We start from the raw sequence: 23,343 nt of genomic DNA on the forward strand, positions 1-23,343 counted from the left end.
CTCTCCGCACGGGAGAGGGGCCCTCAGACGTTTCTGGCGGGCAATGCGCCCGTTCACAGCTGTGACGTCAGAGCTGCGGCGGACGCGAAGCCGCGATCTGCACCCACTTCACCAGAAGCACGATCACGGCGATCACGGCGATGATCAACCCGACGCCGGGGCCGGGCCCGATCGCCTTGTTGCTCGTGGTGGTCTGCTGCGTCCAGATCGACAGCACGCCGATGATCGACCCCGCGAACAGCCCCAGCGAGCACACCCAGGTGAGACCCCAGCGCCGCACCGCGAGCGTGATGCCGGAGCCGAGCACGCCGACGCCGAGAGCGAGGTACGAGAACAGCTTCGGGAGGAACAGCGACGTCTCACCCAGCACGACCTGAAGGCCGGTGTGCTCGCCGATCCACGGCAGGATCAGCGACACCAGGATCGCGAGCACCGCGATCGAGATCGTCAGCGCGCCCCTTCCGGGGTCGATGCGCTTGGCCGCCTCGTGCTCCACCGCGTCGATCTCTTTGCGCAAGAAGTCCTCATCACTCACTGGGCCGCGCACCCTGACACAACGGGCAACGGCTCGGGCGCTCCGAACGACGGCAGACCGAGGCCGATACCGGCGGTCTTGGGCTTGATGCCGGCCTCGGAACGGTCACCGGCCTTGGTGCGGCGCCACGACAGCGGTTCGCCGTCCGCGACGAGGTAGTGCGGGGCCGCGTACGTCACGACGGTCTCCACGACGTCACCAGGACGCGGAACGATCGCACCGGGCGCGAAGTGCACGAGGCGTCCGTCGCGCGCACGGCCGCTCATGCGGTGGGTCTCGGCGTCGCGCTTGCCCTCACCCGTGGCCACGAGGACCTCGACCGTGCGGCCGACCTGCTCGATGTTCAACGAGTGCGTCATCTCGTTCTGCAGCGCCACGAGCCGGTCGAAGCGCTCCTGCACGACGGCCTTGGGCAGCTGGTCCGGCAGGTCCGCAGCCGGGGTGCCGGGGCGCTTCGAGTACTGGAACGTGAACGCCGACGAGAACCGGGCCTGGCGCACCACGTCGAGCGTGCCCTGGAAGTCCTCCTCGGTCTCGCCGGGGAAGCCGACGATGATGTCGGTGGTGATCGCGGCGTCCGGCATGGCGGCGCGGACCTTGTCGATGATCCCCAGGTACTTCTCGGTGCGGTACGAGCGGCGCATCGCCTTGAGCAGGCGGTCCGAACCGGACTGCAGCGGCATGTGCAGGCTGTGGCACACGGCGGGCGTCTCGGCCATGGCGGCGATGACGTCGTCGGTGAAGTCCTTGGGGTGCGGCGAGGTGAAGCGCACGCGCTCCAGTCCGTCGATCTCACCGCAGGCGCGCAGCAGCTTGCCGAACGCGAGCCGGTCGCCGAACTCGACGCCGTAGGAGTTGACGTTCTGTCCCAGCAACGTCACCTCCAGCACGCCCTCGTCCACGAGCGTCTGCACCTCGGCCAGCACGTCGCCGGGACGGCGGTCCTTCTCCTTGCCGCGCAACGACGGCACGATGCAGAACGTGCAGGTGTTGTTGCAGCCCACCGAGATCGACACCCAGCCCGAGTAGGCCGAGTCCCGCGCGGCCGGCAGCGACGACGGGAACGTCTCCAGCGAGTCGAGGATCTCGACCTGTGCCTCGGAGTTGTGGCGGGCGCGTTCGAGCAGCACCGGCAACGACCCGATGTTGTGCGTGCCGAACACGACGTCCACCCACGGGGCGCGCCGGACGATCTCGCTGCGGTCCTTCTGCGCGAGGCAGCCGCCGACCGCGATCTGCATTCCGGGGTTCGCCGTCTTCTGCGGGGCGAGGTGGCCGAGCGTGCCGTACAGCTTGTTGTCGGCGTTCTCGCGGACCGCGCAGGTGTTGAAGACGACGACGTCGGCCTGCTCGTCCTCGCCGGCACGCGCGTAGCCCGCGTCCTCCAGCAGACCGGCGAGCCGCTCGGAGTCGTGCACGTTCATCTGACACCCGAACGTGCGGATCTGGAAGCTCTTGCCCACCTGCGCGGTACTCACACGAACACGATAACCCCTGGTCAAACGCCCGAGTTTCGCGGACCGCACAAAGGCCGTCCCATTCGCACCGTGACCAGGCAGGACCTTCGTCGGGTGCAAGGGCCGGGCACCCCCGTGGCACGATGCGCTGGTGCTGGGACGACTGCATGCCGCCGTGAGCCTGTTGACCGCCGCAACGGTCCTGACGGGCTGTAGCAGCACGGTGACGGACATCAAGATCACGATGGCCACGGGCAGCGAGGGCGGCGTCTACTACTCGCTCGGCAACGGTCTCGCGGACATCTGGAGCGGGCGTCTCGGCATCGCCCGGCCCCAGGTCGTGCAGACGGCCGGATCCAAGGACAACGTCACCCGGCTGATCAACGACCAGGCCCAGGTCGGCTTCTCCCAGGCGGACGCGCTCGAGGGCATGCCCGGCTCGGACCGGTTGCGCGCCCTGGCCCGCATGCACGACGACTACCTCCAGGTCATCGTCCGCGCCGACCTGCCGGTGACGAAGCTGCGCGACCTGTCGGGACTGCGCGTGTCGATCGGCGCGAAGGAGTCCGGCGTCGAGATCATCGCGACCAAGCTGCTCCAGTCCGAGAACGTCACCCCGCAGGCCGTGAACCTCGGCCTCGACGACTCCGCCGGGGCCATGCAGGAGGGCAGGCTCGACGCGTTCTTCTGGTCGGGCGGCCTGCCGACGCGCCGGATCACCGACCTCACCAAGGGCCTCGGCGTGCGGATGCTCGACCTCAAGGACGAGCTGCTGAAGTTCCGCCAGCAGTACCCCGTCTACGGATCGGCGACCCTGCCCGCCTCCACCTACAACCTGCAGTCCGGTCCGGTCATCACGCTCGTCGTGCGCAACTTCCTGCTCGTCAACGAGTCGATGCCCGACGACGTGGCCGAAGCGCTGGTGCGGCAGCTGTTCGAGGGCCAGCCCGATCTCGTGAAGGCCCACTCGGCGGCGCGCACGATAGAGCAGCGGTCCGCGATCGAGACATCACCGGTGCCGCTGCATCCCGGCGCCATGCGCTACTACCGCGAGACCAAGGTCTAGCCGGAGAGTCCTAGACGGCCGGCAGTTCGATCACGACCTTGAGCCCGCCGTCCTCCGGCGACTCCAGCGCAACGGTGCCGTCGACGCGTTCGACCACCAGCCGCACGATCGAGAGCCCCAGCCCGGAGCCGGGCACGTTCTGGTGGGCCGGGCTGCGCCAGAACCGGTCGGTGGCCCGGTCGAGCTCGTCGGGCTGAAGCCCGGGCCCGTGGTCGGCGACGGACAGCCGGATGACGCCGTTGGACTTGCGCGCGTCGACCACGATCAGCGTGCCCTCGGCGGTGAACTTCAACGCGTTGTCGAGCAGCGCGTCCAGGATCGTCTCGACCCCGCGCGGCGGAACGAGGGCCATGCCGACGCGTTCCCCGTCGAGCACGAGGTGGACCTCCTTCGCCGCCGCGGCCGCCGACCACGCGGACAGGCGCGCCGCCACGGACTTGTCGACGTCGACCGGTACCGGGTCCACGGAACTGGACTCGGCGCGCGCCATGGCGAGCAGCTCGTCGAGGATGCGGTTGAGCCGGTCGGTCTCGCTCAGCGCCTCGACCTGGTGCACCTCCGCCTCGGAGTCGACGTGTCCCTCCAGGTTGGACAGCCGAAGTTTCAGTGCTGTCAACGGGTTGCGAAGCTGATGTGACGCGTCCGCGACGAAGGCCCGTTGCGCGGCAAGCACATCGCTCACGTTCGCGGCCATCTGGTCGAACGACCGCGACAACTGCCGCAGTTCCGGCGGCCCGGACTCCGCTCCCACCGGCGGCACCGGCCGGCCCGACACCACCGCGGCGAGCAGCTTCCCGGTCGCCTCGTCCAGCGCCTGCACCGGGCGCAACGTCCAGCGCACCACCGGCAGCGCCAGCAGCACCGCGAGCGCCAGCACCAGCAGGCTCCCCGCGAGCAGCAGCGCCCACCACGCGAGCACCTCGAAGCGGGTCTTGGCCGTCGGCGAGAACGTGATCACCGCGCCGCGCACCTCGCCGTCGACCAGCACCGGTTCGGCGAGCACGACCTTCGCGTCGCTCCACGGCGCGAACAACGGCGGCGCGACCGGCAGGCGCCCGGCCAGCGCCTTGCTGATCAGGTCCTGCACGGCCGGGTCACCGAGCGCGAGGTCGTTGCGCGAGGCCACCAGCGGCACGGTCGGCGCGTCGCGGGCCACCACGGCCACGCCGATGTCGTACAGCTCGTCGTAGCGCTCCAGCTCCGGCCGCAGCAGGTGCGGGCTGTCGTCGATCAACGGCCGCTGCGCCAGCGACGCGAACCGGCTGGTGTCGGTGAGCCGGTCGAGGAACATCTCCTGCTGCTCCGCGGCCGCCACACCGCGGCCCAGCGGCAGGCCCAGGCCCACCAGCACCAGCACGATCAGGGCGAGCACCACGCCCAGCAGTCGGGACCTCACAGCCCGTCACCCCACCCGATCGCGACACGCCGACGACGAAAGATCACCCAATCGAGATCACACCTGCCCCAGCCGATATCCGACGCCGCGCACGGTCTCCAGCAACGAGGGCCGGCCGAGCTTCGTCCGCAGCGTGGCGACGTGCACGTCCAGCGTCCTGTTCGCGCCGGACCAGGTTCGGCCCCACACCTCGGCGAGGATCCGCTCCCGCGTGCACACCGCGCCACCCGCCGCCATCACCAGCGCGAGCACCTGGAACTCCTTGCGCGACAAAGCGACCGACTCCCCCGCGACCGTGACCTCGTGACGCCCCAGGTCGACCCGCACGTCGCCGGTCTCGAACACCTCCGTGGACACCGCGCCCACCCCGACCGGATCAGCGCCGCGACGGCGCCGGACGGCGTGCACGCGCGCAACGAGTTCGCCCACGTCGTACGGCTTGACCAGGTAATCGTCGGCCCCGGCGTGCAGGCCGAGGATCCGGTCGTCGATCTCCCCTCGCGCGGACACCACGATGATCGCGACGTCCGACGCGGCCCTGATGGCACGGCACAGCGTCACGCCGTCCATGTCGGGCAGGCCGAGGTCGAGCAGCACCACGTCGACGCCGCCGAGGCGGTCGAGCGTACCTCGGCCCGTGGCCTGCCGGTCCACGTGGAAACCCCGTCTGGTCAGGGCTGGGACCAAGGCCTCGGCGACCCTGTCGTCGTCCTCGACGAGCAGCACGCGCACTTTCGCTACCTCCCGGGCAACCGATGTCTGCCTGTGACAGAGTTGAGACCCTAAGTCTTGCTCAATGTCCTGGACTGGTGTGGTGGCGGACACCTAGGTTTCCGCCAACGCCGACGACCCCAAATGGAGGACTGGATGACTGCCGCCTCTGCACCGCCGATGATTCGCGTGGCGGGTGTGGACAAGTTCTTCGGCCCGTTGCACGTGCTCAAGAACGTGCAGCTGGAAGTGCCGAAGGGGCAGGTCGTGGTCGTGCTGGGGCCGTCGGGTTCCGGTAAGTCGACCCTGTGCCGGACCATCAACCGCCTCGAGCCGATCGATTCCGGCGTCATCGAGGTGGACGGGCAACCGCTTCCCGCCGAAGGAAAAGAACTGGCCCGACTTCGTGCCGATGTCGGCATGGTGTTCCAGTCCTTCAACCTTTTCGCGCACAAAACCATCGTCGAGAACGTGATGCTCGCACCGGTGAAGGTCCGCAAGACCCCTGCCGCCGACGCGCGCAAGACCGCGATGGAACTGCTGGAGCGGGTCGGGATCGCGAACCAGGCCGACAAGTTCCCCGCTCAGCTCTCCGGTGGGCAGCAGCAGCGTGCGGCGATCGCCCGCGCGCTCGCCATGAAGCCCAAGGTGATGCTGTTCGACGAGCCCACGTCCGCGCTCGACCCGGAGATGGTCCAGGAGGTCCTGGACGTCATGACGGGCCTGGCCAAGGACGGGATGACGATGCTGGTCGTCACGCACGAGATGGGCTTCGCCCGCAAGGCCGCGGACCGGGTGATCTTCATGTCCGACGGCGAGGTCGTCGAGGATTCCACCCCGGAAGCGTTCTTCTCGGCGCCGAAGTCCAACCGCGCGAAGGACTTCCTTGGCAAGATCCTGACTCACTAGTAGTCAGCCCACTTTCGAACGAATGGCAGGAGAAGGACGATGAGGGTTCGCACCCTTGCGGCAGTGCTGCTGGCGGGCGCACTCGCCCTGACCGCGTGTGGCAAGGAGGGCAGCCCGACCGACACGGCGGCTCCCGCCGGCCTCTTCGAGGTCGCCAAGGACGTCAAGGTCGACGGCTCGCCCACGTTCGAGAAGATCAAGACGCGCGGCTCGCTGATCGTCGGCGTCAAGGAGGACCAGCCGGGTCTGGGCTACAAGGACCCGACGACGAACAAGTACAGCGGCTTCGACATCGACATCGCGCGCCTGATCTCCGCGAAGCTGGGCTTCGACCCCGAGAAGATCCAGTTCAAGACGATCCAGTCGGCCGCGCGCGAGCAGGCGCTGATCAACGGTGACGTCGACTACTACGTCGGCACCTACACGATCAACGCCGGCCGCAAGGAGAAGGTCTCGTTCGCGGGCCCGTACTTCGTCGCCGGCCAGGACCTGCTGGTGAAGAAGGACAACACCGACATCACCGGCAAGGACACCCTCAAGGGCAAGAAGGTGTGCTCGGTGACCGGCTCCACGCCGGCCAAGCGCATCAAGGACGAGAAGCTGACCGAGGAAGGCAACGTCCTCGAGTTCCAGGGCTACTCGCAGTGCGTCACCAAGCTCCTCAACGGTGAGGTCGACGCGGTCACCACGGACGACGCGATCCTCAAGGGCTACGCGGCCGCCGAGGACGGCAAGCTGAAGGTCGTCGGCAAGACGTTCTCCAGCGAGCCGTACGGCATCGGCCTGCCCAAGGACGACAAGGCCCTGCGCGACAAGGTGAACGACGTCCTGCAGGCCTCGCTGGACGACGGCACGTGGCAGAAGATCTACGACGGCACGCTGGGCAAGTCCGGCTCGACCGCCGAGAAGCCGAAGATCGACCGGTACTGACGGTTCCTCACGTGGCCGGTGGATCCCACGTGGGTCCACCGGCCGTTCCTTTGAAGGCGGACGGACGGCAAGGAAACCGATGAGCGTCCTCACCAACAACCTAGATCTGTTCCTGCGCGCTTTTGGCCAGACTCTTCAACTCTTCGCGGTCTCCGCGGTGCTGTCTCTGGTGCTGGGCACGCTCCTCGCGGCGCTGAGGGTCAGCCCGGTGCCGGTGTTCCGCGGCGTCGGCACGACGTACGTGACGGTCGTGCGCAACACGCCGTTGACGCTGGTCTTCGTGTTCTTCGTGTTCGCGTACCCGCTGCTGGAGATCCTGAAGATCGACGAGTACACCGCGGCGGTGGTGGCGCTGACGCTCTACACGGCGGCGTTCGTCTGCGAGGTCGTGCGCTCGGGCATCAACACGGTGCCGGTCGGGCAGGCCGAGGCCTCCCGCGCGCTGGGTCTCACGTTCACGCAGATGCTCGGCAACGTGGTGCTGCCGCAGGCGTTGCGCTCGGTCGTGCCGCCGATGACGAGCACGATGATCGCGTTGCTGAAGAACACGACGGTCGCGTCCGGCTTCGCCGTCTTCCAGGCGGGCAACATCCGCGAGACGCTGGCGGACCAGGGTGACAACGTCCTCATCGGACTCCTGTGGGTGGCGCTCGGGTTCGTCATCCTGGTGATGCCGCTGACGTACGTCCAGCAGGTCTTCGAGAAGCGGTGGAGCGTGGCCCGATGAGCATGGTGCTGTTCGACGTCCCGGGTCCGAAGGCCCGCGTCCGTCACAAGATCATGGCCGTCGTCGGCATCGCGGCCGTGGCCGCGGCGCTGGTGTACGTGGTGATGCGGTTCGTCGTCACCGACCAGTTCACCGCCCGCAGGCTCGACTGGATCAACTACAAGCAGATCCAGCTCTCGCTGGTCGAGGCGATCGGCAACACGCTGTCCGCGTTCGCCGTCGGCGCGGTGCTGGCACTGCTGTTCGGCGCGATCTTCGCGGCGGCGCGGCTGTCCGACCACGCGTGGGTGCGGGTTCCCGCGGCGGTGATCGTCGAGGTCTTCCGCGCGATCCCGCTCGTGATCATGATGTTCTTCTTCTACTACGGCCTTCCCGTGGCCGGGGTGAAGCTGAGCGCGTTCACGGCGGTCGTGGTCAGCCTGATGCTGTACAACGGCTCGGTGCTCGCGGAGATCTTCCGCGCGGGCATCAACTCGCTGCCGAAGGGCCAGAGCGAGGCCGCGTACGCGCTGGGCATGCGCAAGACGCAGGTGATGACGTTCGTGCTGCTGCCGCAGGCGTTGCGGGCGATGCTGCCGACCATCATCAGCCAGCTCGTCGTGCTGCTGAAGGACACCGCGCTCGGCTTCCTCATCACCTTCGAGGAGCTGCTGCGGTGGGGTACGCGCATCGGTGGTGACGCGGTCAACTTCGGCCGCCCGATGATCCCGGTGATGATCGTGGTCGCCCTGGTCTACATCGGACTGTGCCTGTTGCTGACGTGGCTCGCGACCTACCTCGAGAAGCGCAACCGTCGCAACAAGAAGGTCATCAAGACCGACAACCCCGACGCGCAGAAGCCCGTCCTGATGGACGCCTCGGCCGCCGGCTGACGGAGCACGAGCGGAACGGGGCGCGTCCACATCGGACGCGCCCCGTTCGCTATTTCCACAGCACGGACTCGCAGTTGTTCGCCACGTAGTCCGCCGCCAGTGAGCCGTCCCCGGCCTTGGCCTTCGCGGCCGTCTCACGGGCGTAGCGCTGCCCGTCCGGATCCTCCGGCGAGAACGTCGGCAGAACCTCGTCCATCACCTTCAACGCGGCCGTCTGCGCGGTCTGGTCACCGCGCTTGCGCGCGTCCTCCCAGCCGAGGTACCAGGCGCACGAGTTGGTGATCTCCAGGACGATCCGCTCGCTGCCGGCCGGTGCCTTGTCCGGGCCCGGTCCCGACTTCTCGGCGAGCACGCCCAGGTCGGGGTTCCGGCCGTCCGGCCAGCTGAACTTCGCGGAGCCAGCCCGCATGTCCTGGGTGTACCGCTGCTGGTCGACGAGCTGGGGCGGCGCCGGTGGTGACGCGCATCCGGCCAGCAGGGCGAGCACGAGCAGTCCGGTCAGTTGCCGCTCCACCACAGCGTTCCTCCGACGGTGCCCGAGGTGTACGGGCTGTTGGAGGCGAGGCAGAACTTGGTGCCCGCCTTGAAGTTCGTGCCGACGTGCTTGCGGGTCTCCTCCATCCGCACGAACGCGCCGCGGGTGTTGCGGTCGCCGCACTTGTACCAGGCGAGCTGCATGACACCGCCCAGCGCGACCTGGGCGTCGATGTTCGACCCGGCGACGGTGATCGTGCGGGCGGTGGTGAACCACGTGATCTGGTTCTCCTTGAACGGCACCGTGATCGTCGTCGAGGCCGCCTGGGCGGGCGTCGCCGACAGCATCGCGAAGCCCACGGCGAGCAGGCCGGCGAGAGCGCGTTTCATCGCAAGTCCCCTTCGGAAGGTCAGACGTTCCAGTCGACGACACCGCACCAGTCCTGGCCCGCCTGCCCCACCACGTCGAGGCAGAACGTGGTGCCGGCGCGGAAGTTCGTGCCGAGCAGCCGGCGCGAGCGATCCCCGGCCGGGAACAGCACGGGGCTGCCCGCCACCCGGTGGTCGCCGTCGCGGGACCACCGGATCTCCAGGTCGACGGGACTGTTCGTGACCCGGAGGTAGACGTCCGAGCCGTCCACGGTGATCGTCCGGACGGCGAGCAGGTCGGCCGATGCGGTTCGCATGGCGCCGAACGTAGCGACGCGGGCGGAACCGGGTCGTCTCACGAAGAGTGGATCTCCCGTCAACTTTCGCGGTACGCTCCTGGTGGGGGATCTACCGCGGTGACGTCACAAGAATGAGGGCATTGTGACGCGCGTACTCGTTGTCGACGACCAGCCGTTGTTCCGTGCCGGCCTGGTCGCTTTGCTGAACGCCGCACCTGATCTGACCGTTGTCGGCGAAGCCGGGGACGGCGCTACCGCCTGCGCTCTGGCCGAGGCGTCGAGACCGGACGTGATCCTGCTGGACATCCGCCTGCCGGGGCTGGCGGCGCTCACCCGCGTCGCGACGTCCGCGCGCGTGCTGGTGCTGACGACCTTCGACCTGGACGAGTACGTCCACGAGGCGTTGCGGCTGGGCGCGGCCGGGTTCGTGCTGAAGGAGTCCGAGCCGGCCAGGCTGATCGCCGCGATCAGCGCTGTCGCGTCCGGGGAGATGCAGTTCGGCCCCACGGTGATGCGCAGGCTCGTGGCGGCCTATCTGAGGGGCGACACGGCCGTCTCGCCGTGGAGCTCGGTCGGGCTGGACGAGCTGACCGACCGCGAACGCGAGGTGCTCCGGCTCGTCGGCACCGGGCTGACGAACACGGCCATCGCGACCAGGCTGACGGTCACGGAGGGCACGGTGAAGACGCACCTCAACCGCGTGATGACGAAGCTGCGGCTGACCAGCCGGGCTCAGGCCGTCGTGATGGCCTACGAGTCCGGGCTGGTCATCCCGCAGACCGTCGCTAAGACCGCTTGAACAGCTTGTTGCCGAGCCAGACGATCGGGTCGTACTTGCGGTCGGCGACGCGCTCCTTCATGGGGATGAGCGCGTTGTCGGTGATGTGGATGTGCTCGGGGCACACCTCGGTGCAGCACTTGGTGATGTTGCAGAGGCCGAGCCCGTGGTCGTCCTGCGCCTGGTCGACGCGGTCCGCGGTGTCGAGCGGGTGCATCTCGAGCTCCGCGACCCGCATGAGGAACCTGGGCCCCGAGAACGCCTCCTTGTTCTCCTCGTGGTCACGCACCACGTGGCAGGTGTTCTGGCACAGGAAGCACTCGATGCACTTGCGGAACTCCTGCGAGCGCTCGACGTCGACCTGCTGCATCCGGTACTCGCCCGGTGCCAGGTCCTTCGGCGGCGCGAACGACGGAACCTCGCGCGCCTTGGTGTAGTTGAAGGACACATCGGTCACGAGGTCGCGGATGATCGGGAACGTCCGCATCGGCGTGACCGTGATCGTCTCCGCCTCCTCGAAGATCGACATCCGGGTCATGCACAGCAGGCGCGGGCGTCCGTTGATCTCCGCCGAGCACGAGCCGCACTTGCCGGCCTTGCAGTTCCACCGCACCGCGAGGTCCGGGGCCTGCGTGGCCTGCAGCCGGTGGATGATGTCGAGGACGACCTCGCCCTCGTTGACCTCGACGGTGAAGTCCTCCAGCCCACCGCCGGAGTCGTCACCGCGCCACACCCGGAACTTCCCCTGGTAGCTCATGACAACTCCTCGGCGGTGAGGTACTTCTCCAGCTCGGCGCGGTCGAACAGGTCCAGCAGGTCGTTCCGGATCGGGATCTGCGGCTTCTCCGTCACCTCGGCCCCGTCGCCGGACACCTTGCACACCAGCAGTTTGCGGCGCCACTCGGCGTCCATCACGGGATGGTCGTCGCGGGTGTGGCCGCCGCGGGACTCGGTGCGCAGCAACGCCGCCTTCGCCACGCACTCCGACACCAGCAGCATGTTGCGCAGGTCGAGGGCGAGGTGCCAGCCGGGGTTGAACTGCTGGTGTCCCTCGACGGTCAGCGCCTGCGCGCGTTCCTTGAGCTTCTCCAGCCGCTGCAACGCCTCTTCCATCTCACCGGCCTTGCGGATGATGCCCACGAGGTCGTTCATGGACTGCTGAAGCTCCATGTGCAGCGTGTACGGGTTCTCGCCGCCTTCCTGCTGGAAGGGTTTGAGCGCCGTCGCCCGTGCCTCGGTGACGAGTTCCTCCGGCACCACAGGACGTTCGGCCATCGCCCGCACGTACTCCGAGGCACCGGCTCCCGCCCTGCGCCCGAACACGAGCAGGTCCGACAACGAGTTGCCGCCCAGCCGGTTCGAGCCGTGCATGCCACCGGACACCTCGCCGGCGGCGAAAAGCCCTGGCACGGAGGAGGATCCGGTGTCCGGGTCGACCTCGACGCCTCCCATCACGTAGTGACAGGTCGGGCCGACCTCCATCGGCTGCGCGGTGATGTCCACATCGGCCAGTTCCTTGAACTGGTGGTGCATGGACGGCAGCCTGCGCCGGATCTCCTCGGCGGGCAGACGTGTCGACACGTCGAGGAAGACGCCGCCGTGCGGTGACCCGCGCCCGGCCTTGACCTCGGAGTTGATCGCGCGGGCGACCTCGTCACGCGGCAGCAGTTCCGGTGGACGCCGGTTGTTCGCCTGGTCGGTGTACCAGCGGTCGGCTTCTTCCTCGTTGTCGGCGTACTTGTCCTTGAACACCTCGGGGATGTAGTCGAACATGAACCGCTTGCCGTCGGAGTTGCGCAGCACGCCGCCGTCACCGCGCACGGACTCGGTGACGAGGATGCCCTTGACGGACGGCGGCCAGACCATCCCGGTGGGGTGGAACTGGATGAACTCCATGTTGATCAGCGAGGCCCCCGCACGCATCGCGAGCGCGTGACCGTCGCCGGTGTACTCCCAGGAGTTCGAGGTGACCTTGAACGACTTGCCGATGCCGCCGGTCGCGAGGATCACCGCCGGCGCCTCGAACAGCACGAACCGGCCGGACTCGCGCCAGTAGCCGAACGCGCCGGCCACCTTGTCGCCGTCCTTGGCCAGATCGGTGACGGTGAACTCCTGGAACACCCGCAGGCGTGCCTCGTAGTCGCCGAACTCCTTGAAGTCCTCCTGCTGCAACGACACGATCTTCTGCTGCAACGTGCGGATCAGTTCGAGGCCGGTGCGGTCGCCGACGTGCGCGAGACGCGGGTACTCGTGGCCGCCGAAGTTGCGCTGCGAGATGCGGCCGTCCTTGGTGCGGTCGAACAGCGCGCCGTAGGTCTCGAGTTCCCAGACCCGTTGCGGTGCCTCCTGGGCGTGCAGTTCGGCCATGCGCCAGTTGTTGAGGAACTTGCCGCCGCGCATGGTGTCGCGGAAGTGGACCTGCCAGTTGTCGCTCTCGTTCGCGTTGCCCATGGCGGCGGCGATCCCGCCCTCGGCCATGACGGTGTGGGCCTTGCCGAACAACGACTTGCAGAGAACGGCGGTGCGCAGGCCGTGCTCACGGGCCTCGATCGCGGCACGCAGACCGGCACCACCCGCGCCGATCACGAGAACGTCGAACGAATGCCTTTCCAGCTCGGGCAAAACCACTCCTTAGTTGATGAAGCGGAGGTCGGAGATCGTTCCCGAGGCGACCAGCGCGACGTACAGGTCCGTGAGGCAGACGAAGATCAGCGAGGCCCACGCGAGTTGCATGTGCCGGTTGTTCAGCTTCGAGATCTGCGTCCACGTCCAGTACCGGACCGGGTGCTTGGAGAAGTGCTTGAGCCGCCCGCCCGCGATGTGGCGGCACGAGTGGCACGACAGCGTGTACGCGCCCAGCAGGGCGACGTTGACCAGCAGGACCAGGTTGCCGAGGCCCACGCCGGTGCTGAACGCGGAGACCGCGTCGTAGATGTTGACCAGCAGCAGGAGCGAGGCCGCGTAGAAGAAGTAGCGGTGCAGGTTCTGCGCGATGAGCGGGAACCTGGTCTCGCCGGTGTACTTGCTGTGCGGCTCGGCCACGGCGCACGCGGGCGGTGACGCCCAGGCCGCGCGGTAGTAGGCCTTGCGGTAGTAGTAGCAGGTGATCCGGAATCCCAGCAGGAACGGGATGATGAGCAGCGGCGGGGTCAGGAAGCCGGGCAGCGCCGGAAACCACTGGCCGAAGTGCGAGGCCGCCGGGACGCACTCCTCCGTGAGGCACGGCGAGTACATCGGTGTGAGGTAGTGGTACTGGTCGACCCAGTAGTAGTCCCCCTGGAACGTGCGGAACGCCGCGTAGATCGAGATGAGCAGCAAGCCGACGAATGTCGTCAGCGGCGGCAACCACCATCGGTCCGTGCGCAGAGTCCTGGCGGCGATCTCTGCCCTCGCCATTACTCACCTTTCTGGGGGTCCACGTCGTTGTGGAGGAACGACTACGGCCCCCGCGTCAGGCGGGGGCCGTGTGTTCAGCTCGGCTCAGGTCCGGTTGCGGTAGCCACCGAGTCCTTCGTCGTCTGCGTCCTTCCAGAGCGACTCGTCGTAGGGCGTGTCTGGCACGACCACGACCTCGCGTTCCACTTGAGGCGCTTCGCGCTGCCTCGGGGTGCTCAGGTCGACGAGTTCGGTGGCGTCGATGTCCATGCGTTCCACGTCGTTGGCCAGGCGTTGCACGGCTGCCACGTCGCCATACCTGGCGCGCAGGTTGCTGACGGCATGCCGCATCTGACCGATGACCCGGCGCAGCTCGACGATCTCCGTGGAGTTCATGGGACACCTCCGTTCCAAGGTCGTGCCCCGCACTCTGCCCAATCTCAAGCCATGTGACAAGCACCACACGCCAAGATTCAAAACTGGTCGCCTCCCATCTACTGAATCGTTTTTGTGTCCGCGACCAGCCATGACTTACTGTGTGTGGCGTCACGCCCGTCTGTGGGACGCCACCGTTGTCGTCTCGTAAGGGCCCCACCACGGCCCGTGATGACCCGGAGACCCCCATGACCGAACTGCATCCTGTTCTGACAGAGGTGACACGCCGGATCGCCGCCCGAAGCGCCGATTCGCGTCGCGTCTACCTCGAACGCGTGGCCGCCGCCGCGCAGGACGGAACGTCCCGGTCCGGCTTCGCGTGCAGCAACCTGGCGCACGGCTTCGCCGGAATCACCGGCGGCGACAAGGCGGCGCTGCGCGCGCTGCGCAAGTCCAACGTCGCGATCGTGTCCTCCTACAACGACATGCTGTCGGCCCACCAGCCGTTCCAGGAGTACCCGTCCTGGATCAAGGACGCCGTCCGCGCCGTGGGCGGCGTGTCCCAGTTCGCGGGCGGCGTGCCCGCGATGTGCGACGGCATCACCCAGGGCCGTGACGGCATGGAGCTGTCGCTGTTCAGCCGCGACGTCATCGCGATGTCGACCGGCGTGGCCCTGTCGCACGAGATGTTCGACGCCGCGGTGCTGCTGGGCGTCTGCGACAAGATCGTGCCCGGCCTGCTCATCGGCGCGCTGTCGTTCGGGCACCTCCCGGCGATCCTGGTGCCCGCGGGCCCGATGTCGTCCGGCCTGTCGAACAAGGAGAAGGCCCGCGTCCGGCAGCTGTACGCGGAGGGCAAGGCCTCCCGCGACGACCTGCTGGAGGCCGAGGCCGCCTCGTACCACTCCCCCGGCACCTGCACGTTCTACGGCACCGCGAACTCGAACCAGATGGTCGTCGAGGTCATGGGCCTGCACCTGCCGGGCGCCTCGTTCGTGCCGCCGGGCACCACGCTGCGCCGCGCCCTGACCGAGCACGCCGGCCGCCGCGCCGTCGAGATGGCCAAGGGCGAGGGCTACACCCCGATCGCGCACATCGTCGACGAGAAGGCCGTGGTCAACGGCGTTGTGGCGTTGTTGGCGACCGGCGGTTCCACGAACCACACGATGCACCTGGTCGCCATCGCCGCCGCCGCGGGCATCGACCTGAGCTGGGACGACCTCAACGACCTGTCGGCGATCGTGCCGCTGATCGCGCGGGTCTACCCGAACGGCAGCGCCGACATCAACCACTTCCAGGCCGCGGGCGGCGTCCAGTTCGTCGTCGGCACCCTGCTCGACGCCGGCCTGCTGCACGCCGACGTCAACACCGTCGCCGGCCACGGCCTGAACCGCTACCGCCAGGAGCCGATGCTGGCCGACGGCGAACTGGTCTGGGTCGACGGCCCCGGCCGCTCCCTGGACCTCGAGGTCCTGCGCCCGGTCACGGAGCCGTTCGCCTCCGACGGCGGCCTGCGCATGCTCGCCGGCAACCTCGGCCGCGCGGTCATCAAGGTCTCGGCCGTGGCGACGGAGAACCACGTCGTCGAGGCCCCAGCCCGCGTCTTCACCACCCAGGAGGCGTTCCAGGAGGCCTTCAAGGCGGGCGAGCTCGACCGCGACGTGGTCGTCGTCGTCCGCCAGCAGGGCCCCCAGGCCAACGGCATGCCCGAGCTCCACAAGCTGACGCCACCGCTCGGCGTGCTGATGGACCGCGGCTACAAGGTCGCCCTCGTGACCGACGGCCGCATGTCCGGCGCCTCGGGCAAGATCCCGGCCGCCATCCAGCTCACCCCGGAAGCCGCTGTCGGCGGCCCGCTCGGCCGGGTGCGCGACGGCGACGTCGTGCGCCTGGACGCCACCGCCGGAACCCTGGAGATCCAGGTGTCCGCGGAGGAACTGGCCACGCGCCCCCTGGTGGACTTCCCGCCGACGAGCCGCGAGTGGATGGGCACGGGCCGCGAGCTGTTCGCCGCCCTGCGCCGTAGCGTCGGACCCGCCGACCGCGGCGCGACGGTGTTCGGCCCGATCACCGCCGACCACTTCGCCCCGGTCACCCACCACTAGCCCGCTGTCCGCCGTCCCCGACACCCGCACCACGCAATATATTGGTGCCAGCACCACGGCTGACCTGCCTCTTAGCAACGAGTCTTTGGACTTCGTCCGCAAAAGACCCATTGCAAAGGGGCGGTCCAGCCCGACCAACAGCAGCCGACCGACCCGTCTCGCCGCCCCTGCCCGCCCACCTTTGCAATGAGTCTTTTGACTTCGTCCGCAAACGTTTTTTGCATCCGGGCGAGCTGGACAGGACAGGCGGGGCAGGCGCCAGGCCGGCCTGCGATATACCGGTTTTCGATCAAGAGATCTGGCCAAGAGATCTGGCAAGGAGTGCACTCGTGACCAACGGTGACAATCTTCGGGTGACCACCGGGGCGGACCTGCTCGCGCTGTCGCCCGTCATCCCCGTCGTCGTGGTCGACGACGCCGACCACGCGGTGCCGCTCGCCCAGGCGCTGCTGCGCGGTGGCGTTCGCGTCATCGAGCTCACGCTGCGCACCCCTGCCGCGCTCGCCGCGATCGAGAACGTCGCGCGTGAGGTGCCGGGGATCGTGATCGGCGCGGGCACCGTCACGGCGCCGGAGCACGCGGAGCAGGCGGCGAAGGCCGGGGCGGCGTTCCTCGTCACCCCCGGCACGACCGACCGGGTGCTCGACGCCGCCGACGCGACCGGGCTGCCGTACCTGCCGGGCGCGGCGACGGTGTCCGAGGTGCTGCGGCTGGCCGAGCGCGGGCTGACCGCGCTGAAGTTCTTCCCGGCCGAGGCCGCCGGTGGCGTCGACTACCTGAAGTCGATCGGCGGCCCGGTCCCGCACGTGCGGTTCTGCCCGACGGGCGGCATCACGCCGCAGAGCGCGCCGAACTACCTCGCGCTGGCCAACGTCGGCTGCGTCGGTGGCTCGTGGCTGGCCCCGAAGGACGCTCTCGCGCAGGGCGACTGGGAGCGCGTCGAGACCCTCGCCAGGGAGTCCGTCCAGCTGGGGTAACCCAGATCACGGACCGGAAGTTCGGCTCACATCACGAGACCGGCGTCCCACCACGTTGGATTCTTCACCCAACGGGAGGTGACGCCGGTCTCCAATTAACGGGGGTTTGAGGGAACGTGAACCGAACCGCCGCCAATTGAGATTTCCACCGGAATAACCCCAAACTCCTGGGTGTCACACTTGCTCGTTGCAATGGCGCACGAGAGGAGCGGGTGTGGCTGTCCAGGAAGCCGACGTGGCGGGGTTGGTCGGAGAACAGCTGACTATGTCGGCATTCAACCAGCTGTCCGGCAGTCTGGGTGGTTATTCATTCGTCAAGGTGGTGGTCGACCGGCACAACGGGACGATCCACTTCCTGAACAACGCGCGTCACGAGTTCCACGCCATCTACATCGGCGCCGAGATCCTGGGCATCGCCGAGAGCGAGATGCGCGCGCGGATCGACGAGTTCAACCAGGGCTTCTACCACGCCTCTGACCGGCGGTTCTTCCTCGGCATCCTGTCGTTGCACAAGCGCGAGGACAGGCGGATGTTCTCGCTGGAGACGGTCGAGGTCGACACCATGTCGGCGGACATGATCGAGTTCTTCTACGCCGAGGTGCGCAAGAACGTCGACGCCGCCGTGCCGTTGTTCTTCAAGCCGGCGAACCATCTCCAGGAACAGGAGGTGGCGGAGTTGCCCGTGGAAAGGCTTCCACGGATCCTGGCGCACGAATTGTTCTCGACGGCCGAGTTCGTCGCGTTGAACCCCGGCATCACGAAGGGCCGGTTGCGCGCATTCCGCAGCGAGCAGGAGTACCGCGAGAACACGCTGGAGTGGTTCGACATCGTGGTGATGCACCGCGTTCCCGACGACATTCCGCGGCTCGCCGGCATCATCAACGCCGGGCACACCACTCCTCTGTCGCACACGAACGTCCTCGCGACCGGCTGGTCCATCCCGAACGCCATCCAGATCGGCGCGTTCGACCTGATCGACCGGGAGAACCTCGACGGCCAGTGGGTCGAGTACGAGGTGTCACCGCGCGGCGCCGAGGTCGGGCTGCGGCTGATCGACGAGCCGCAGGACGTCGGCCGGCGGCCGGCCTGGTACGCGCAGCGCGTCACGCTCGACGAGCCCGAGCACACCTACAACCCGATCCTCGACCTCGGCCGGATCCGCTACAACGACAGCCACCGCTACGGCACGAAGGCCGCGAACCTCGGCGAGCTGCACCACGTGCTCGCCTCCGAGTCGCCGCGCCGCCTGCTCGGGTTCTTCTCGGTGCCGCGCCCGCCGCGCGACAACCTCATGCCCTACCTGGCGAAGCTCCTCGGCCGCGAACACGATGACGACCTGCTCGCCGCCGCCCAGCAGCTGCTCGCGGAACGGGTGCGGGTGCCGCGCGGCGTCGCCCTGCCGTTCTCGATGCACCAGGGCTTCCTGGAGTCGTCGCCGAAGATCCAGCAGGCCATCGGCAAGCTGAAGATGGCGCTGGAGCTCAACGCCCGCGAGATCGAGCCGTTGTGCGTCGAGTTGCAGCAGCTGATCCGCAAGACCCGAGTGCCGGACTACCTGCTGTCCGAACTGGACACCGCGCTGGTCGAGAACCTCGCGGGCGTGCGGACCTTCGTGGTGCGCAGCTCGTCGAACGCCGAGGACCTCGCCGGGTTCTCCGCCGCGGGCATCTACGAGTCGTACAACCACGTGACCAGCGCCGAGAAGATCGTGGAGTCGGTCAAGGAGGTGTGGGCGTCCCTGGTGTCCGCGCGCAGCGTCAGGCTGAGGCAACAGGCGGGCATCTCGCTGGACGACTGCTTCATGGGCGTCGTGATCCAGGAGCAGGTCCGGGCCGACTTCGGCGGGGTCATGGTCACCACGAACCCGATGAACCGCAACGACTTCCGCAACGTCTACGTCAACGTCTCGCCGAACGTCACCGACGTCGTCGAAGGCTCGAAGCAGCCGATGCAGTACCTCTACTCCACTGTGGAGGGTGGTGGCCGCACGGTCTCCCTCGGCGACGCGAAAGAGGACCTGGGCGTCAAGGCGCACGCGCAGTTGCAGCGGCTCGCGATCGTCGGACGGTTGCTCCAGTCGCACTTCTCGCCGGACTACACGTTCGACTCGCCGGTCGACATCGAGTGGCTCGCCACCGACGACGTCCTGTACGTGCTGCAGCTGCGGCCGTACTCGATCTGATGCTGGGTCTTCGCGTACCGGCGACTCCGGAAGTGGCGCGTGCCGTCCGCCTGACGTACGGCTTCCAGTTCTTCTTCGGGCTGCTGCTGTGGATCCCGATCTTCTACGAGTACCAGAAGCAGCTCGGCCTGAGCGACGCCGAGATCTTCGGCATCCAGTCGATCTACTACGTCGCGTTCTGCCTGCTGGAGATCCCGACCGGTCTGGTCGCGGACCGCTTCGACTACCGCACGTCGCTGTGGCTCGGCGCGAGCGTGCTGGTCGTCGCGAACCTGGTTCCGGTGCTCGCGGGGAACTACACCGGCTTCCTGGTGCACTTCCTGCTGATCGCGCTGGCGAGGTCGTTGATCTCCGGCGCCCAGAGCGCGTACCTGTACGAGTACCTCCACGCGCACGACGCCGGGCACCTCTACCTGAAGGTCGAGGGGGTCGGACGGTCGTACAGCCTGGTCGGCAAGATCGTGTACTGGCCGGTGATCGGCCTGTTGATGCAGTGGAACATGCCGTCGCCGTACTGGCTCACGGCGATCAACGCCGCGATCGCCGTCGTGCTGGCGCTCCGGCTTCCGCCGATTCCGGGCTGGCAACGCCCGGAGGGCAAGACGTCGAAGCTGCTCGCGGGCGTCGGTGGCGCGTTCGGTTCGCTCAGGACGTCGCGCTGGCTGCTGTTGCTGATGATCCAGGGCATCGCGATGTTCACGCTGGTGCGGATCCTCCAGGTGAACCTGTTCCAGCCGGTGCTGGAGTCGAAGGACGTCCCGGTCGGCTGGTACGGCTCGGTGCTCGCCGCGATGACGATCTTCGAGGCGATCGCGGCCGCCCGCCCGCACTGGCTGTCGCGCAGGATCGGGCCGGCCAGATCGGTGTTCCTGCTGACGGTCGTGATGGCGCTGGCGATCGGCTTCATCGTGCCGTCCGGCGGTGTCGTGACGATCGTGTTGCTGTGCCTGTTCTCCGTGACGGCGGGCATGAGCTTCCCCATCCAGAAGAAGCTGCTCAACGACGCGATCCCAGACTCCCGTTACCGTGCGACGCTTTTGTCCATGGAGTCCATCATGGACCGTGCCGTGTGTGCGGTCGTCGCGGTCGCGCTCGGCGCCTACCTCACCGGCGGCCGGCTCGACGAGTTCCTGGTGCTGTCGTCGGTCGTCACCGTGATCGTGATGGCGTTGCTGGCGGGCCTGCTGATCGCGGTCAGGACCACAAGGCGGCGACGAGCTCAGCTCGTCCCGTGATGCCGAGCTTGCGGTAGGCGCTCGACAGGTGCAGTTCGACGGTGCGGCGGGTGAGGTGCAGGGCTTCGGCGATCTGCCGGTTCGTCAGGCCCTGCGCCGCCATCCGCGCGACCCTGTTCTCCTGCTTGGTCAGTCCCTGCACCTGATCGTCCCCGCCGCGGACCTCGTCGCCCGCGAGCTTGGCCAGCGGGTGCGCGCTCAGGTGACGGGCCAGTTCGAACGACTGCCGCAGGTGTGCCGCGGCCGACTCGGCGCGTCCCTTGCGGCGCAGGTGGTGGCCCAGCCAGTACAACGACTGGGCATGCAGCAGACGATGCGGTGACGAGGCGAGAAGCTGTTCGGCCTCGGCGAGGACGTCGACGTCGTCGGTGCTGATGCCGACGCTCATCAACGCCGTCCCGATCACCCTCGGGGAACCCCAGCGCTTGGCCAGGTCGAGTTCCTCGTGCGCGAGCCGGGCGGCGTCGTCGCGGTTGCCCAGCGCCAGGTACGCGCGCACGGCGTGGTGCCGCCACGCGATCAGCGCGGGATTGGGCATCTCGCGCGCGGCGAGCCGCCGGCCCGCTTCCAGCAGGTCCTCCAGCCCGCCCTCCGCGTGACACGACGCGAGCTTGAGCCGGCCGCGGGCATAGACGATGTTGATGTGCTGCAACAGGTTGCCGTCTTCCGCGACGAGCGGGGCGGCCTCGTCGAACTGCCCCATCTCGATGCAGACCTCGGCCAGTTTCGCGGTCGCGAGCACGACGGCCGGGCAGTCCATGTTGCCGGTGGAGACCGGTGGCGTCAGGAACGTGTACGCGCGCGCCAGGTCTCCGCTGTTGTGGAAGGCGGAGGCGCGGGCGATCATGCTGAGCATCCCGCGGCGCAGGTGCGGGTCGTGCGAGACCGGCGCGGTGCTGTGCGAGAGCCAGAACTTGTTGATGTGCTCGGGTTTGTCGCCGAGCACCGGCACCAGGAACGTGAAGATGTAGGACGCGCCGAGGACGTCGATCCACTCACCTTCGAGGGCTTCGAGCGCGTACTCGACGGCCTCGGTGTACGAGTCGCCGCCGCGGGCGTTGCCGACCGCGAGCAGTGCCGACCTGGCGCGTTTGAGGTTCGGGTCCTGCGGGACGTCGCCGACGAGGTCCTCGAAGTACTTGCCCGCGCAGTTGGCCATGCGCGCGTCACGGTTGGCGGCCAGGAGATAGGTGGTGCACACGAGGTTCCAGACCATGTCGCGGTCCTCCGGCAGCAGCCGGGCGACGACCATGATCGCGAGAGAGACGGCGAAGTGCGCGTCCGAGCCAGTGCACATGCGCTGGATCAACGCCAGCGCGACGTTCGCGGAGAGGTTCGGGTCCTCGCACCGCATCATCGCGTCGCGGACACGGTCGCGGCCCAGTGCGTTGTCCTGCAGGTGTTCCGTGTGACCGAGCTCGACCTCGATCGCCAGGCGGTCCTCGTCGGACAAGTGTTCCTCGAGCGCTCGCTCCAGGTGCTCGACGCCGCCGACCTCGCGCAGCAGGTCGACGGACCACGGTAAGCGGACCGATCTGGCCTTCAGCACGTGCTCGGCGACGCGCCCGTCCGGGGCGTCCGACTCGAACAGCAGCCAGGCCGCGCGGGCGTGCGCGGCGGAGCGGACCGCGATCGGCATGTCGGCGAGGATGCTGTTGCGCACGAACGGATGCCGGAACGTCAGCGGGTCGGTGTCGGCGAGCACGCCGAGCCGGACGAGCATGTCGACGGCGGGCAACGCGTCGAAGCCGGTGAGCGCGGACAGCAGTTCGAGGCCCGCGTCGCCGTCCAGGACGGCTGCGGATCGGGCGACCTCGGCGGCTCCGGTGTACTCGCGCAGCCGCATGCCGATCATCTCGCCGACCGCCGCCGAACCTTCGCCTTCCTCACGTAGCAACGCTTGTAGCAGGTAGGGGTTGCCGCCGGTGAGCTCGTGGCAGCGCCGCGGGTCGCGGCCGGGGAGGGCTTCGGTGAGGCTTTCGATGGCCGCGACGTCGAGGCCGTCGAGGTCGATCCGGTGCGGATGGGCGCCGGCGATCTCGGGCAGCGTGACCTCGTCGATGTTGAGGTAGCCCTGGGACGCGCCCAGCGCGATGACGACCGGCATGTGCTGTAGCCGCGGGCGCAGGTAGGCGAGTGCTCGCTTGGAGAAGGTGTCGGCGACGTGCACGTCGTCGATGACCATGAGGATCGGCGCCTTGCGCGCGGAGTTCGCGGCACGCGCGTACAGCTCTTCCAGGTCGTGCTCGTTGGCGAGGCACGGTGCGAGCTGACGCACCACCGCGCCGGGAAGGTGGCTCTCCAGCCGGGCGCTCTTGGCCAGCCGAACGGTGAACCCGCGTTCGCGGGCCTCGGCGGCGAGCGCGTCGAGCACCGCCGTCTTGCCGATGCCGAACCCGCCGGTGACGACCACGCACGAGCCCGTCCCCTGGACAGCGTCGTCCAGCAAGCGTCCGAGAGTCGCGAGTTCCGCGTCCCGGCCGAGTAGTGGAGATGTCACCTCTGTCTACCCCTGCCTTCGGTACCGAGAGGACCGCAGGTCGAAGGTTTCGGTGTTCCTTCGGTGGCGAC

Annotated in this window: 22 protein-coding genes; 10 read left to right on the forward strand and 12 right to left on the reverse strand. The window is 68.1% G+C overall.

The features are described 5' to 3' along the window. Nucleotides 1-67: 67 nt before the first annotated feature. Both BM417_RS26085 and miaB read right to left on the reverse strand, forming a co-directional pair. A complete protein-coding gene (locus BM417_RS26085) occupies nt 68-517 on the reverse strand; it encodes an Rv2732c family membrane protein (RefSeq protein ID WP_245822175.1) in 450 nt (149 codons plus the stop codon). 14 nt (nt 518-531) lie between these two features. Then, nucleotides 532-1,998, reverse strand: a complete 1,467-nt coding sequence (gene miaB, locus BM417_RS26090) for a tRNA (N6-isopentenyl adenosine(37)-C2)-methylthiotransferase MiaB (RefSeq protein WP_093599727.1) — start codon at nt 1,996-1,998, stop codon at nt 532-534. A 145-nt stretch (nt 1,999-2,143) separates the two neighbouring features. Between miaB and BM417_RS26095 the strand changes: the two genes are divergently transcribed. Continuing rightward, the gene (locus BM417_RS26095) at nt 2,144-3,058 is read left to right on the forward strand and encodes a TAXI family TRAP transporter solute-binding subunit (protein WP_245822176.1); all 915 of its coding nucleotides are present in this window, start codon (nt 2,144-2,146) and stop codon (nt 3,056-3,058) included. A gap of 10 nt (nt 3,059-3,068) precedes the next feature. Here the strand turns inward: BM417_RS26095 and BM417_RS26100 are convergent, their stop codons facing one another. Together BM417_RS26100 and BM417_RS26105 are read right to left on the reverse strand one after the other, a co-directional pair. After that, nucleotides 3,069-4,454, reverse strand: a complete 1,386-nt coding sequence (locus tag BM417_RS26100; protein ID WP_093599730.1) for a sensor histidine kinase — start codon at nt 4,452-4,454, stop codon at nt 3,069-3,071. A gap of 57 nt (nt 4,455-4,511) precedes the next feature. Further along, nucleotides 4,512-5,186, reverse strand: a complete 675-nt coding sequence (locus BM417_RS26105) for a response regulator transcription factor (protein ID WP_093599733.1) — start codon at nt 5,184-5,186, stop codon at nt 4,512-4,514. A 159-nt stretch (nt 5,187-5,345) separates the two neighbouring features. Here BM417_RS26105 and BM417_RS26110 point away from each other — a divergent pair, with 159 nt between their 5' ends. From BM417_RS26110 to BM417_RS26125, 4 genes are all read left to right on the forward strand, one after another. Next, nucleotides 5,346-6,074: an amino acid ABC transporter ATP-binding protein gene (locus BM417_RS26110; RefSeq protein WP_177320629.1), complete on the forward strand. Its 729-nt coding sequence runs from the start codon at nt 5,346-5,348 to the stop codon at nt 6,072-6,074. Between the two features lie 39 nt (nt 6,075-6,113). After that, a complete protein-coding gene (locus tag BM417_RS26115; protein WP_093599736.1) occupies nt 6,114-7,004 on the forward strand; it encodes a glutamate ABC transporter substrate-binding protein in 891 nt (296 codons plus the stop codon). 79 nt (nt 7,005-7,083) lie between these two features. Continuing rightward, nucleotides 7,084-7,731, forward strand: coding sequence for an amino acid ABC transporter permease (locus BM417_RS26120; RefSeq protein WP_093599738.1), 648 nt, complete (start codon nt 7,084-7,086; stop codon nt 7,729-7,731). Beyond that, entirely contained in the window at nt 7,728-8,603 is an 876-nt protein-coding gene (locus BM417_RS26125) for an amino acid ABC transporter permease (protein ID WP_093600661.1), read from the forward strand. The genes BM417_RS26120 and BM417_RS26125 overlap by 4 nt, the downstream gene beginning before the upstream one ends. A gap of 49 nt (nt 8,604-8,652) precedes the next feature. On the opposite strand, the gene BM417_RS26130 is transcribed toward BM417_RS26125, so the two are convergent. From BM417_RS26130 to BM417_RS26140, 3 genes are read right to left on the reverse strand one after another with little or no spacing between them, the layout of a single operon-like run. Beyond that, nucleotides 8,653-9,117: a hypothetical protein gene (locus BM417_RS26130; RefSeq protein WP_143138804.1), complete on the reverse strand. Its 465-nt coding sequence runs from the start codon at nt 9,115-9,117 to the stop codon at nt 8,653-8,655. Further along, nucleotides 9,102-9,467: a hypothetical protein gene (locus tag BM417_RS26135; protein ID WP_093599744.1), complete on the reverse strand. Its 366-nt coding sequence runs from the start codon at nt 9,465-9,467 to the stop codon at nt 9,102-9,104. Before BM417_RS26135 ends, BM417_RS26130 begins: the two co-directional genes overlap by 16 nt. Before the next feature lie 20 nt (nt 9,468-9,487). Further along, nucleotides 9,488-9,763: a hypothetical protein gene (locus BM417_RS26140; protein WP_093599747.1), complete on the reverse strand. Its 276-nt coding sequence runs from the start codon at nt 9,761-9,763 to the stop codon at nt 9,488-9,490. 124 nt (nt 9,764-9,887) lie between these two features. On the opposite strand from BM417_RS26140, the gene BM417_RS26145 reads away from it, so the two are divergent. After that, a complete protein-coding gene (locus tag BM417_RS26145) occupies nt 9,888-10,544 on the forward strand; it encodes a response regulator (protein ID WP_093599750.1) in 657 nt (218 codons plus the stop codon). Here BM417_RS26145 and BM417_RS26150 read toward each other — a convergent pair. From BM417_RS26150 to BM417_RS26165, 4 genes are all read right to left on the reverse strand, one after another. After that, nucleotides 10,531-11,280, reverse strand: a complete 750-nt coding sequence (locus BM417_RS26150; RefSeq protein ID WP_093599753.1) for a succinate dehydrogenase/fumarate reductase iron-sulfur subunit — start codon at nt 11,278-11,280, stop codon at nt 10,531-10,533. The two genes, BM417_RS26145 and BM417_RS26150, sit on opposite strands and share 14 nt — an antisense overlap. Continuing rightward, nucleotides 11,277-13,145, reverse strand: coding sequence for a fumarate reductase/succinate dehydrogenase flavoprotein subunit (locus BM417_RS26155; protein WP_093600664.1), 1,869 nt, complete (start codon nt 13,143-13,145; stop codon nt 11,277-11,279). The genes BM417_RS26150 and BM417_RS26155 overlap by 4 nt, the downstream gene beginning before the upstream one ends. 9 nt (nt 13,146-13,154) lie before the next feature. Beyond that, the gene (locus tag BM417_RS26160) at nt 13,155-13,919 is read right to left on the reverse strand and encodes a hypothetical protein (RefSeq protein ID WP_093599756.1); all 765 of its coding nucleotides are present in this window, start codon (nt 13,917-13,919) and stop codon (nt 13,155-13,157) included. A gap of 84 nt (nt 13,920-14,003) precedes the next feature. Continuing rightward, entirely contained in the window at nt 14,004-14,294 is a 291-nt protein-coding gene (locus BM417_RS26165) for a hypothetical protein (protein WP_093599759.1), read from the reverse strand. Nucleotides 14,295-14,521: 227 nt separating this feature from the next. Here BM417_RS26165 and edd point away from each other — a divergent pair, with 227 nt between their 5' ends. The 4 genes from edd (at nt 14,522) to BM417_RS26185 (ending at nt 20,772) form a co-directional block, all read left to right on the forward strand. Beyond that, nucleotides 14,522-16,378: a phosphogluconate dehydratase gene (gene edd / locus BM417_RS26170; protein ID WP_177320606.1), complete on the forward strand. Its 1,857-nt coding sequence runs from the start codon at nt 14,522-14,524 to the stop codon at nt 16,376-16,378. Nucleotides 16,379-16,731: 353 nt separating this feature from the next. Continuing rightward, entirely contained in the window at nt 16,732-17,355 is a 624-nt protein-coding gene (gene eda, locus BM417_RS26175; protein WP_093599761.1) for a bifunctional 4-hydroxy-2-oxoglutarate aldolase/2-dehydro-3-deoxy-phosphogluconate aldolase, read from the forward strand. Between the two features lie 214 nt (nt 17,356-17,569). Further along, nucleotides 17,570-19,537, forward strand: a complete 1,968-nt coding sequence (locus tag BM417_RS26180; protein WP_245822177.1) for a PEP/pyruvate-binding domain-containing protein — start codon at nt 17,570-17,572, stop codon at nt 19,535-19,537. Continuing rightward, nucleotides 19,537-20,772: an MFS transporter gene (locus tag BM417_RS26185; RefSeq protein WP_093599767.1), complete on the forward strand. Its 1,236-nt coding sequence runs from the start codon at nt 19,537-19,539 to the stop codon at nt 20,770-20,772. Before BM417_RS26180 ends, BM417_RS26185 begins: the two co-directional genes overlap by 1 nt. On the opposite strand, the gene BM417_RS26190 is transcribed toward BM417_RS26185, so the two are convergent. Then, the gene (locus BM417_RS26190; protein WP_093599770.1) at nt 20,732-23,272 is read right to left on the reverse strand and encodes a BREX system ATP-binding domain-containing protein; all 2,541 of its coding nucleotides are present in this window, start codon (nt 23,270-23,272) and stop codon (nt 20,732-20,734) included. The two genes, BM417_RS26185 and BM417_RS26190, sit on opposite strands and share 41 nt — an antisense overlap. Nucleotides 23,273-23,343: the final 71 nt, after the last annotated feature.

Source organism: Lentzea waywayandensis, from assembly GCF_900115955.1.
Taxonomy (GTDB): domain Bacteria; phylum Actinomycetota; class Actinomycetes; order Mycobacteriales; family Pseudonocardiaceae; genus Lentzea; species Lentzea waywayandensis.

Excerpts from the sequence above, each read along its gene's own strand:
- BM417_RS26140 (WP_093599747.1), bottom strand. The coding sequence starts at position 9,763 with ATGCGAACCGCATCGGCCGACCTGCTCGCCGTCCGGACGATCACCGTG.
- BM417_RS26165 (WP_093599759.1), bottom strand. The coding sequence starts at position 14,294 with ATGAACTCCACGGAGATCGTCGAGCTGCGCCGGGTCATCGGTCAGATG.
- BM417_RS26135 (WP_093599744.1), bottom strand. The coding sequence starts at position 9,467 with ATGAAACGCGCTCTCGCCGGCCTGCTCGCCGTGGGCTTCGCGATGCTG.
- BM417_RS26120 (WP_093599738.1), top strand. The coding sequence starts at position 7,084 with ATGAGCGTCCTCACCAACAACCTAGATCTGTTCCTGCGCGCTTTTGGC.
- BM417_RS26110 (WP_177320629.1), top strand. The coding sequence starts at position 5,346 with ATGATTCGCGTGGCGGGTGTGGACAAGTTCTTCGGCCCGTTGCACGTG.
- BM417_RS26125 (WP_093600661.1), top strand. The coding sequence starts at position 7,728 with ATGAGCATGGTGCTGTTCGACGTCCCGGGTCCGAAGGCCCGCGTCCGT.
- BM417_RS26115 (WP_093599736.1), top strand. The coding sequence starts at position 6,114 with ATGAGGGTTCGCACCCTTGCGGCAGTGCTGCTGGCGGGCGCACTCGCC.
- BM417_RS26150 (WP_093599753.1), bottom strand. The coding sequence starts at position 11,280 with ATGAGCTACCAGGGGAAGTTCCGGGTGTGGCGCGGTGACGACTCCGGC.
- BM417_RS26185 (WP_093599767.1), top strand. The coding sequence starts at position 19,537 with ATGCTGGGTCTTCGCGTACCGGCGACTCCGGAAGTGGCGCGTGCCGTC.
- edd (WP_177320606.1), top strand. The coding sequence starts at position 14,522 with ATGACCGAACTGCATCCTGTTCTGACAGAGGTGACACGCCGGATCGCC.
- BM417_RS26160 (WP_093599756.1), bottom strand. The coding sequence starts at position 13,919 with ATGGCGAGGGCAGAGATCGCCGCCAGGACTCTGCGCACGGACCGATGG.